This window comes from Rhizobium oryzicola (assembly GCF_030504645.1).
Classification (GTDB): domain Bacteria; phylum Pseudomonadota; class Alphaproteobacteria; order Rhizobiales; family Rhizobiaceae; genus Neorhizobium; species Neorhizobium oryzicola.
The window spans coordinates 42,143-53,368 of sequence record NZ_JAUKWQ010000001.1; the positions used below are offsets into that span (position 1 = coordinate 42,143).

Genomic DNA, 11,226 nt, shown 5'->3' on the forward strand with positions numbered 1-11,226 from the left:
CGGGGCTTTATATCACGCGGTTGAAACAGCCTCAGGCGGCAACAAACCGCGAAGCGGCAGGATGGGCAGCTGACAAGGCAGTCTGATTTTTCACAATCCGTTTCACCACTTCTTCCGCATAGAAGCGTGCATTCTCACGCGCCTTGTCGAGGTTGCTGATGCGGTTTGCATCCATGGTGTAAAGCGTGCCACCACAATCGAAGAGATCGCGGAAGGCAGAGCGTTCGATAATCGGGGTTTCCAGTACATCCACGTTGCGTTGGGCCAGCAGGCCTTTGACGGCAAGGAGCGCGCGCGTCGTGACCATGGAGTTGACGCGTGTGAGGACGACAGAATGCGGGATTTTGATCCCGACCTTCGTTTCCAGATACTGGAGCAGTTCGATGACATGGGCGCCGCCCTGGGCGTCCATCGCGCATCCCTGGATAGGAATGAGCACATGGTCCGAAAGACCGATCGCCTTTGACAGCAGCGGGCTGCGCGCGCCCGGCAGATCAATCACGAAATAGTCGGTCGTCGCGCGGTGATCGTCCAGATGCCGCTCCAGCGAGGCTTGCGTGACGTAGGAAATGACCTTGAGGTTGGCCATGGGAGCCGAGATATCGTGCCATCGGGAGATCCAGTTTTGCGGATCAGCATCCAGAATGGTCACGCGATTGCCCATGCGGACGAGTTCTGTGGCCAGCAGCAGCACGGCAGTCGTCTTGCCGGCTCCGCCTTTGGTGTTGGCGAAGGTAATGACGGGCATCTTCGATCCTTGCAGGAAGTTCTTGAGCCAGAATCGCTCGTCTCGGCACGTTCATGTGCGGGATCGATTGTTGCGAAACATAGTTAATAAAGATCGAAGGAAAGGCTGCTTGCTTTCACGGGTAAGTATCAGGGGTGGCGAATTGCCACCCCGAAAAGTTGCAGAATTCAACGACGCTTGTCAGCGCCGAGAATCTCGCGAGCGATCTGGTCCAGGCTCACGATACGGTCGACCCCGCCGTGAGCAATCGCTTCCTTCGGCATGCCGAACACGACGGAGGAGGCCTCGTCCTGCGCCACGGTGAAGGCGCCGGCCTGGTGCATTTCCAGCATGCCGCGCGCACCATCATCTCCCATGCCGGTCATGATGACGCCCATGGCGTTGGCGCCAGCAGAGCGAGCCGCAGAACGGAACAGCACATCAACGGATGGGCGGTGGCGACTGACCAGAGGCCCGGTACGAATTGAAACCTCGTAGCGTGCGCCGCGACGCTCCAGCAGCATATGCTTGTCGCCGGGCGCGATCAGCACATGCCCCCGCAGAACCGGATCGCCATCCTCTGCTTCCTTAACCTCCACTTCGCATAGGCCATTCAACCGCTTGGCAAAGGCGGCCGTGAACTTTTCAGGCATGTGCTGCACGATAACGATGCCAGGCGCATTGGCCGGAAGTGCTTCCAGAAGTTCACGAAGTGCTTCGGTACCGCCCGTGGATGCACCGATGCACACCACCATCTCGGTGGTCTTGGCCATGGCGGTGATCCGGGGTGGCGGCAGGACAGCATCGGCGGTCAACTTCGCAGCCGGAGGGTCCCCCGGTCGGAAACGCCGGAGTTTGCCAAGTCGTGCTTTTGCGGCAGCTTTTACCGCATGGCGCACCCGCTCCGCCGATTCCGCCAGATGATCTGCAGCGCCGATCTTGGGTTTCAGAATGACGTCGACAGCACCGGCCTCCAGCGCCTGCAACAGCGTCTCCGACCCTTCTTCCGTCAGCGAAGAACACATCACGACCGGGATCGGATGCTGGCTCATCAACTTGCGCAGAAAGGTGATGCCGTCCATTTGCGGCATTTCCACATCGAGCGTGATCACGTCCGGAATTTCGTCGCGGATCTTGCGTGCTGCCATGAAGGGATCGGATGCCGCACCGATCACTTCGATCTCGGGATCGGCGCTCAGAAGCGACGTCAGGGTCTGGCGAATGCTGGCGGAGTCGTCGACGATCAGGACGCGTACTTTGTCTGCCATGGCGTTAAATCCGCTTGAAAATTGTGTTGGCCACCTGCTTGATCGGAAGATCCAGCCCACCGGTCGTCTCCGAATGGCCGATGAAGAGATAGCCACCGGGAACAAGGTTGTCGCACAGCCGCGTTAGGACGTGCTGCTGCGTCGGCTTGTCGAAGTAGATCAGCACGTTTCGGCAGAAGATCATATGCTGCTGGTCGCGGATCGGATAGGCGTCGTCCATGAGGTTCAGTCGGGCAAACCCCACCTTCTGACGCAACTGCGGTACAATGCGAGCTTCGCCTCTCTGCGGATCGATCGCCTGCATCACGTATTTGCGTTGCAGGTGCTTCGGCACGGGTGAGATCATGTCGTTGGGATAGATGCCGCGCCGCGCTGCGCGCAACACGTCGGTTGAAAGATCTGTCGCCAGGATACGATATTCAACGTCCGAGCGTGAACCGATCGCCTCGTCCAGTACCATCGCAATCGTATAGGGCTCGGCACCGATAGAGCAGGCCGAACTCCAGATGCGCAATGTGCGGTCCTTCCGGGAAAGCATGTCCGGCAAGGCTTTTTCCGTCAGAAACTCGAAGTGCTTCGGTTCGCGAAAGAAGTCGGTCTTGTTGGTGGTGACTGCGTCGATCAGGTAGATCGATTCCGTCTTGAGCCCGTCATGCTCGAAAAGATAGTCCACATACGCGTCAAAGGTAGCGATACCGGTCACCCGCAGCCTGCGGCGCAAGCGGCCTTCCAGCATCGTCACCTTGCTGTGCGGCATCTTGATGCCGCTGTAATTGTAGATGTACTTTGACAGCTTCTCGAAGCTTCGCTTGCTCAAGCGATCATCCAGGGGCTGTGCGGTTAGGCTGGCAGCGTTACTCGAACTCACGGCATTCTCCTGCTTAGGCGACGCGGGCTTCCTGTCCCACTCCGACCAAGGCGCTCCCCGAATCCGAAAAGAGACGGGCTAGATCGATAATGACGACGAATCCGCTTTCACGGCGGACAACGCCCGCGATGTAATCGGAACGCCAGCGAACACCGATATCCGGTGCGGTTTCGATCTGTGTTTTCATGAAAGGCACCACCTCGTAGACACGGTCCGCAACGAGACCGAGCGCCAGCATCCGGCTTTCGACGGGTACGTCGAGGACGAGAATACGGGTATGGGGGGTCTTCTCTGTTCGCGTCATACCAAGGCGGATGCGAAGATCGATGACCGGTACGCCTTGGCCTCGCACATCCCGAAGGCCCAGAAGATAATCCGGACCATGAGGAATCTTGAAGGGTTCTTCGTGGTCCAGGATTTCCCGGACCACCTCGACAGGCACTGCGAAGATCTCATCACCCAGACTGAACGTCACAAACTGGGCTTCGGTGGATGGCGTGGCCATTATGCTGTCTCCCTAAAATCGTGGTCGTCAGAGTCGGGTCCGCCCATCGACATGTCCAGCGCAAAACCTCTTGCGCGGGCCTGCTGGGCTGCAACAGGGTGGTTTGGTGTAGCCTTTGCCGGGGCAGCCGGTCGGGTCACAGGGCGCTGTGGAGCACGGCTTTGAACCGGACGGCCCTGGTTTGCACGGCTACCCGACTGGTCGACGCGGAAGAAGGCGATGGAGGCCTGGAGTTCTTCGGCCTGTGCTGCGAGCTCTTCGGATGTCGCCGACATCTGCTCCGACGCACCGGCATTCTGCTGGGTCACCTTGTCGAGCTGCTGGATCGCCTCGTTGATTTGAGCCGCTCCGATATCCTGCTCGCGGCAGGCTGCCGAGATTTCTGAAATCAATTCCGCGGTTTTCTGGATATCGGGTACGAGCTTGCTCAGCATTTCGCCAGCCTCGGTGGCGACCTGTACGGTTTCGCCTGAGAGTGTGGAGATTTCGGCGGCGGCCGCCTGGCTTCGCTCGGCAAGCTTGCGCACTTCAGAGGCGACGACCGCAAAGCCCTTGCCGTGTTCGCCGGCGCGCGCTGCTTCCACGGCTGCGTTGAGAGCGAGAAGGTCGGTTTGGCGAGCGATTTCCTGCACGATCGAGATCTTCTCGGCAATGGTGCGCATGGCGCCAACTGCACGCGTGACCGCCTGGCCGGAGGCTTCTGCATCGCGCGAGGACTGGCGGGCGATCTTTTCCGTCTGAGCGGCGTTATCGGCGTTCTGCTTGATGTTGGCTGCCATCTGCTCCATCGAAGCGGAAGCTTCTTCAGCGGCAGATGCCTGCTCGGTCGCGCCTTGCGAGAGCTGTTCGGAGCTCGCCGACAATTCCTGGCTACCCGACGAAACGTTGTCGCCGGCAGAAAGGGCATCAGCCACGACGCCCCGCAGGCGTTCGACCATGCTCCTCAGCGCCGTACCAAGCGTATCCTTGTCAGACATCGGCTTCACATTGACCGTCAAGTCGCCATTGGCAATTTCGTCGGCAACCCTTGCTGTTTCGCGCAGGTTGATGACCATGCTGCGCATGGCAATGCCGAGCGTGTCCTTGTCGGACAGGGGTTTCGGTTCTTCGGCAAGATCGCCCAGCGCGATCCGATCAGCTATGGCGGCCGTTGCACGCAGGTTGACGGTCATCTTATTGACGGTCTCGATGAGATCCTTGATCTCGTCGTTGGTCTTGACCTCGATTGATTGATTGAGGTCACCGATCGCAACGGCTTCCGCCGCTGTTGCCACCTTACGCAACCCTCTCGCTACGCCGAGAGCAATCCAAACGGCTGCAAACAAAGCGATAACGGTCGCACAACCTGATATGATGGACATCGTCTGCCGCGTTGACAGATAGAGAGCATCATTGGCCGCATCGGCATTTTCCATGCCTTTCTTCTGGATACTGACCAGCTTGCCAACGGCATCCGTGACCTTGGCGGCAAGCTGCCGAACCGCCCCGTTGGAGAGTGCGACGGCGCCGTCAATGTCGCCTTTGGCCCTCAGGGCTGGAAGCGGAACCGATGCCTCCTTTACAGAAAGTGCTGCGGAAATGACCGCCTCCCAGTAGGGCTTGCCTTCGACACTTGCGATCGCCAAGCCAGAACGTGCCAAATCGAGCAGTTCGTCGATCTGCTTCTCGGAAGACGCGAAGTAAGCAGCGGAGGCCTTGTCATCACGCTCAAGCAGACCGTTTTTCTGCGCGCGAATGGCCTCGGACATTTTGCCGGAAATGGTCAGCGCATATTCGAGACGTCGAACAGGGCCTGTCACCATGCTCTTGGACGAGTCATTGAGGTCCGACAAGCTGGAACTGCTGTAAACTGTCAGTCCAATCAGCATCATGATCATGAGGCCGAAAGCCAGGCCCAACTTGAGTTTTATGGTAAAGCGCATAGGGATCACCGACTTTGGTTGTTTGGCTTGTAAATTAGCACTTTGTGGTTGATGCTTTCTTACTGAAACCGTTATGCAATCTGCTTGAAATCATCGTCTTCTTCGTCGGATCCGCCAGTGGACATATTAAGAGCGAAGCCCTTTGCGCGGGCCTGCTGAGTGGCAACAGAGTGATTGGGCGCGGACTTTGCTGGAGTAGAAAACCGCGCAGCAGAACGCTGCGGTGCAACGTTTTGAGCGGGTCTTGAGATCTGATTGGCGCGGACGCCCGCCTGGTCGACACGGAAAAATGCGATCGACGCCTGCAGCTCTTCTGCCTGGGAGGCCAGTTCTTCCGATGTCGCTGACATCTGCTCGGAGGCGCCGGCATTCTGCTGGGTCACCTTGTCGAGCTGCTGGATTGCCTCGTTGATCTGGGCCGCACCGATATCCTGCTCGCGGCAGGCTGCCGAGATTTCCGAGATCAGCTCCGCGGTCTTCTGAATGTCGGGTACCAGGCGGTTCAGCATTTCGCCCGCTTCCGTTGCGACCTGCACCGTTTCACCAGACAGCGTGGAGATTTCGGCGGCCGCCGCCTGGCTGCGTTCCGCCAGCTTGCGCACTTCCGACGCCACCACTGCAAAACCCTTACCATGTTCGCCGGCGCGCGCTGCTTCCACGGCAGCGTTCAGAGCGAGAAGGTCGGTCTGGCGTGCGATTTCCTGCACGATCGAGATCTTGTCGGCGATCGTGCGCATCGCGCCGACAGCACGCAGGACGGCTTTACCGGAGACTTCCGCATCGCGCGACGACTGACGGGCGATCTTTTCAGTCTGGGCAGCATTGTCGGCGTTCTGCTTGATGTTGGCTGCCATTTGTTCCATCGAAGCGGAGGCTTCTTCGGCAGCCGAGGCCTGTTCGGTTGCCCCCTGTGACAGCTGTTCGGAGCTTGCCGAAAGTTCCTGGCTACCAGACGACACGTTGTCGCCGGCAGAAAGCGCATCGCTCACCACGCCACGCAGACGTTCCACCATGCTCTGAAGCGAAAGACCGAGCGTGTCCTGTTCGGACATCGGCTTTGGCGTAACCGTCAGATTGCCGTTAGCGATCTGATCCGCGACGCGCGCAGTCTCGCGCAGGTTGATGACCATGCTGCGCATCGCAAGACCGAGGGTGTCCTTGTCGGACAGCGGATTGACGTCGGTAGAAAGATCACCGATGGCAACCTTGTTTGCGGCCTCAGCCGTCAAGCGAAGATTTGCAACCATGCCTTCCATCGAAAGGCCCAGAACGTCCTTGGTCGACAGCGGCTTGACCTCCACGGAGAGATCACCGGCGGCGATCTTGTCGGCCAGAGCTGCGGTGTTGCGCAGATTGCTGGTCATGACGTTGATTGTGGTGACAAGATCCTTGATCTCGTCGTTGGTCTTGACGTCAACATTCTGGTTCAAGTCACCAATGGCAACCGCGTCGGCGACCGTCCCGATCTTCTTAAGGCCAGAGGTAATGCCAAGCGCAATCCAGATTGCGGTAACAGAACCGATCAGAATTGCCGCACTGGCCAGACCAATCAGCGAGAAGCGGGTGCTGGCATAGATTTCCGCGGCGTCCATGCGTGTTGCGCTCATGTTGCGCTTCTGAATGTCGAGAAGCTTGCCAACGGCTACCGTTACCTCGCCGGTGACGGCACGCATGTCGCCGTTGGAGAAAGCGGTGGCCCCGTCCTTATCACCCTTGGCGTAGATTGCCTTCAGCTCGTCGCTCAGGCGATCAAACTTGGTGACGTTCTCCTTGACCTTCTCCCAGAATGGGCGCTCCTCCGGGCCACTGATGGCAAGACCATCGGTTATGGTCTTTACAAGCGCATCCGTGATGTCGTCGCCCTTCTGGAAATACTTCTTTGCCTCGTTGCCGTCAGAGGCCAGCAGTCCATTCTTTTGGGCGCGAACAGCTTCAGACATCATGCCTGATGCTGTCAAAGCGAGTTCCTGCTGCCTGGTCGGGCCGTCGATGACCTCCGTCAGTTTGTCGCTGACATGGCTGAGATTGAAAAGGCTGAAGACTGACAATGCTATCATGATGAAAATCATCAAAGTGAAAGCGAGGGCCAATTTGGCCTTGATGGTGAACCGCATCCTGGTGATCCTTGAGAAACTGTTTTCAATCATTTCCGCAGGAAGACCGATGACATTCACCCTTCTGCGCGCCCCATAGTCGGCGTTGGACACAACCTTCATCGGTTGTGTATAGGGTTCCGGCAAACGCCGGAACCCGAGTTGTGTCACGCGCTGTGACGGAAATCGTCATCCTCGTCGTCAGAGCCGCCTGTGGACATGTCGAGGGCAAAGCCCTTCGCACGCGCCTGCTGGGCAGCGACCGAGTGTCCTTGTGCCGGCTTTGGCTTGTTCGCCGTACTTGCTTTGGCGGCGGGTCGCTGCGGAGCACGTGCCTGTGCCGAACGTCCTGTAGTCTGTGCGGAGCGGCTACCCGACTGGTCGACACGGAAGAAGGCGATGGAGGCCTGGAGTTCTTCGGCCTGAGCTGCCAGCTCTTCTGACGTCGCAGACATCTGCTCGGATGCACCGGCATTTTGCTGGGTCACCTTGTCGAGCTGCTGGATCGCCTCGTTGATCTGGGCCGCACCGATATCCTGCTCGCGGCAGGCTGCCGAGATTTCCGAGATCAGCTCGGCGGTCTTCTGGATGTCCGGTACGAGCTTGCTCAGCATTTCGCCCGCTTCCGTCGCCACCTGTACGGTTTCACCCGACAGCGTGGAGATTTCGGCGGCAGCCGCCTGGCTTCGCTCCGCCAGCTTGCGCACTTCCGACGCCACCACTGCAAAACCCTTGCCGTGCTCGCCGGCGCGCGCTGCTTCGACAGCCGCGTTGAGAGCGAGAAGGTCGGTCTGGCGGGCGATTTCCTGAACGATCGAGATCTTTTCGGCAATCGTGCGCATTGCACCGACAGCACGGGTAACGGCCTGGCCTGACGCTTCCGCATCACGAGAGGACTGACGGGCGATCTTTTCGGTCTGAGCAGCGTTGTCGGCATTCTGCTTGATGTTGGCTGCCATCTGCTCCATCGAAGCGGAAGCTTCTTCAGCGGCAGATGCCTGCTCGGTTGCACCCTGAGAGAGCTGTTCGGAGCTTGCCGACAGTTCCTGGCTACCCGAGGACACGTTGTCGCCAGCGGCCATCGCATCGCCGACCACGCCGCGCAGGCGTTCGACCATGCTCTTTAGCGAGAGACCGAGCGTATCCTTGTCGGAGAGTGGCTTGACGTTGACGGTCAGCTCGCCATTGGCGATTTGATCCGCAACCCTTGCGGTTTCCCGGAGATTGCCGGTCATGACGTTGATCTTTTCGATCAGATCCTTGATCTCGTCATTGGTCTTGATTTCGACGGACTGATCGAGGTCGCCAACCGAAACGGCGTCGGCGACAATGCTAATCTTGCCGAGACCTCTGCTGATGCCGACAGCAATCCAAATCGCTGCGACCACGGCGATGGCAGTTGCAGCCCCTGCAACGGAAAGCATTGTCAGGCGGGTCGTGACGTAGAGTTCATCATTGGCCGCATCGGCTTTCGCCATCCCCTTTTTCTGGATGTCGACGAGTTTGGCCAGATCCTCGGTCATTTTGGCCGCGAGCTGCCGAATGGGACCGTTGGAGAGCGTGATAGCGGCGTCGAGTTGACCGCCTGAGCGCAGCGCCGATAGCGGAGTAGAAGCTTCTTTGACCGCGTTTCCTGTCGCAATCACAGACTCCCAATAGGGTTTGCCTTCCGCACTGGCGATCGCAAGCCCGGCTCTAGCTGTGTCCAGCAGATCGGACATCTGTTTTTCGTAGCCTTTGAAGTAGTTCTCGGCCAGCGCGTTGTCGCGCTCCAGGAGAGCGTTCTTCTGCGCGCGAATGGCCTCGGACATTTTTCCGGAAATCGTCAGTGCATATTCTAGGCGCTTTGCGGGTCCTTCGACCATGTCGCCGGTAGACTGATTGAGCGTGGCAAGACTAACCGTGGCATAGATGGCCATGCCGACCAGCATGACGATCATCAGGCAGAAAGCTAATGCCAGTTTGAGTTTGATCGTAAAGCGCATCCTCGATATCCCCTTGAAACGATGCAATTCGACTGTCCGCAACACGATCGATGACATTCAATCTTCTGCGCACCGGGCACCGGTGGACACGCCCTAATCATCAGAGCGGGGTGATCCCGACGGTCACGTCGGGATCCTGTTCAATCAGGCGCTCTGCCTGAAATCATGATCATCCGCATCCGGTCCGCCCATCGACATATCCAAAGCAAAGCCCTTGGCGCGTGCCTGTTGCGCAGCGACGGAATTTTCCGGGCGGCGAGGAGCCTGTGCTGCGGCCTGCGGACGGGCCTGGTGGCTCATGCGCACGACCTGCTTCTTCACGCTCCGGGCGGCCTGCGGGTGATCGGTCCGATCGACGCGGAAGAAGGCAATGGAGGCCTGGAGTTCTTCAGCCTGAGCGGCCAGCTCTTCCGATGTGGCGGACATCTGCTCGGATGCACCGGCATTCTGCTGGGTCACCTTGTCGAGCTGCTGGATCGCCTCGTTGATCTGGGAGGCCCCGATATCCTGCTCGCGGCAGGCTGCCGAGATTTCCGAAATCAGTTCCGCGGTCTTCTGGATGTCGGGTACCAATCGGTTCAGCATCTCGCCAGCGTCGGTTGCCACCTGCACGGTTTCGCCTGAGAGCGTGGAGATTTCGGCGGCAGCCGCCTGGCTGCGTTCCGCCAGCTTGCGCACTTCCGACGCCACCACTGCGAACCCCTTGCCGTGTTCGCCGGCGCGCGCTGCTTCGACAGCCGCGTTGAGAGCGAGAAGGTCGGTCTGGCGGGCGATTTCCTGAACGATCGAGATCTTTTCGGCAATCGTGCGCATTGCACCGACAGCACGGGTAACGGCCTGGCCTGACGCTTCCGCATCACGAGAGGACTGACGGGCGATCTTTTCGGTCTGAGCAGCGTTATCGGCATTCTGCTTGATATTGGCCGCCATTTCTTCCATCGAAGCGGAAGCTTCTTCAGCGGCAGATGCCTGCTCGGTTGCACCCTGAGAGAGCTGTTCGGAGCTTGCCGACAGTTCCTGGCTGCCCGAAGACACGTTGTCGGATGCCGAGAGCGCATCACCAACCACGCCACGCAGGCGCTCGATCATCGTGTTGACGAAGCCCAGGAGATCACCGATCTCGTCCTTCGTCTTGATCTCGACCATGCGGGTCAGGTCACCTTCGGAGACGGCCTGGACGGCATTGACCGCATTGCGCAAGCCTCGGTTGATCGAAGTGGCGATCCATACTGCGGCAATGATGGCGACCAGAAGCGCAACGCCAGCAACAGTCATCAAAATAGAACTGGTCTGTGCGTAATCGGCACTCGCATTGGCCTTGGCTTCGGCAAGACGTTTGGTTTCAAGCGCAACAATCTCGTCAAAGAGCTTGTCGATCTCTGTCATGGTGACACGGTTGTCGGTAACGGAGATACGCAGCGCCTGGTCGCGGTTACCGGCCAGCATGAGATCACGGATCTGATCTTCCTGCTTGCGATAATCAGCAACGAGAACGCCCAGCTTGTTCCACGTCACCTTGCCCTGTTCTGTCGCCAGGGCGAGAATCTGCGCCATCGCTGCGTCGTATTCGCGACGATAGTCATCGATTTTCTTGGAATAACCCTGCATCGCGGCCTTGTCGTCCGTCAGGAGCAGGTTTTTCTGCTGCCGCAATTCCTGCAGCTGCGTGTTGTTCATATCCTGCGCAATACGCAGGCGGGTGGCCGGACCTTCCACGACCTTTTCGAGCGTCGCGTTGAGGCTACCAAGGCTGATTACTCCCAGAGCCGCCGTGCCCAGAAGCATCAAAAGGACGAATCCAAAAGCTGAAAACAGCTTCAGTTTGATCGTTGCGCGCATCTATATTTTCCCTCGTGGA

General features: G+C 58.7%; 8 protein-coding genes. All 8 read right to left on the bottom strand.

Features of this window, described 5'->3' with window-relative positions:
- Positions 1-31: 31 nt before the first annotated feature.
- The 8 genes from Q2T52_RS00175 to Q2T52_RS00210 all read right to left on the bottom strand — a co-directional run bounded on the left by Q2T52_RS00175 (position 32) and on the right by Q2T52_RS00210 (position 11,207).
- Positions 32-748, bottom strand: a complete 717-nt coding sequence (locus Q2T52_RS00175; protein ID WP_302074666.1) for an AAA family ATPase — start codon at positions 746-748, stop codon at positions 32-34.
- A 167-nt stretch (positions 749-915) separates the two neighbouring features.
- Positions 916-1,995, bottom strand: coding sequence for a protein-glutamate methylesterase/protein-glutamine glutaminase (locus tag Q2T52_RS00180; RefSeq protein WP_302074667.1), 1,080 nt, complete (start codon positions 1,993-1,995; stop codon positions 916-918).
- Positions 1,996-1,999: 4 nt separating this feature from the next.
- Positions 2,000-2,863: a CheR family methyltransferase gene (locus tag Q2T52_RS00185; protein WP_302074668.1), complete on the bottom strand. Its 864-nt coding sequence runs from the start codon at positions 2,861-2,863 to the stop codon at positions 2,000-2,002.
- 13 nt (positions 2,864-2,876) lie between these two features.
- On the bottom strand, positions 2,877-3,368 hold the full coding sequence (locus Q2T52_RS00190) for a chemotaxis protein CheW (protein ID WP_302074669.1): 492 nt from the start codon (positions 3,366-3,368) through the stop codon (positions 2,877-2,879).
- A complete protein-coding gene (locus Q2T52_RS00195; protein ID WP_302074670.1) occupies positions 3,368-5,290 on the bottom strand; it encodes a methyl-accepting chemotaxis protein in 1,923 nt (640 codons plus the stop codon). The genes Q2T52_RS00190 and Q2T52_RS00195 overlap by 1 nt, the downstream gene beginning before the upstream one ends.
- A gap of 71 nt (positions 5,291-5,361) precedes the next feature.
- A complete protein-coding gene (locus tag Q2T52_RS00200) occupies positions 5,362-7,404 on the bottom strand; it encodes a HAMP domain-containing methyl-accepting chemotaxis protein (RefSeq protein WP_302074671.1) in 2,043 nt (680 codons plus the stop codon).
- Positions 7,405-7,550: 146 nt separating this feature from the next.
- Complete coding sequence (locus Q2T52_RS00205) at positions 7,551-9,368, bottom strand: methyl-accepting chemotaxis protein (RefSeq protein WP_302074672.1); 1,818 nt, start codon at positions 9,366-9,368, stop codon at positions 7,551-7,553.
- Positions 9,369-9,512: 144 nt separating this feature from the next.
- Complete coding sequence (locus Q2T52_RS00210; RefSeq protein ID WP_302074673.1) at positions 9,513-11,207, bottom strand: methyl-accepting chemotaxis protein; 1,695 nt, start codon at positions 11,205-11,207, stop codon at positions 9,513-9,515.
- Between the last annotated feature and the right edge of the window lie 19 nt (positions 11,208-11,226).

What these genes read in the sequence shown, in the direction of transcription:
- Q2T52_RS00175 (WP_302074666.1), bottom strand. Translation starts at nt 748, where the DNA reads ATGCCCGTCATTACCTTCGCCAACACCAAAGGCGGAGCCGGCAAGACG.
- Q2T52_RS00180 (WP_302074667.1), bottom strand. Translation starts at nt 1,995, where the DNA reads ATGGCAGACAAAGTACGCGTCCTGATCGTCGACGACTCCGCCAGCATT.
- Q2T52_RS00190 (WP_302074669.1), bottom strand. Translation starts at nt 3,368, where the DNA reads ATGGCCACGCCATCCACCGAAGCCCAGTTTGTGACGTTCAGTCTGGGT.
- Q2T52_RS00195 (WP_302074670.1), bottom strand. Translation starts at nt 5,290, where the DNA reads ATGCGCTTTACCATAAAACTCAAGTTGGGCCTGGCTTTCGGCCTCATG.
- Q2T52_RS00200 (WP_302074671.1), bottom strand. Translation starts at nt 7,404, where the DNA reads ATGCGGTTCACCATCAAGGCCAAATTGGCCCTCGCTTTCACTTTGATG.
- Q2T52_RS00205 (WP_302074672.1), bottom strand. Translation starts at nt 9,368, where the DNA reads ATGCGCTTTACGATCAAACTCAAACTGGCATTAGCTTTCTGCCTGATG.
- Q2T52_RS00210 (WP_302074673.1), bottom strand. Translation starts at nt 11,207, where the DNA reads ATGCGCGCAACGATCAAACTGAAGCTGTTTTCAGCTTTTGGATTCGTC.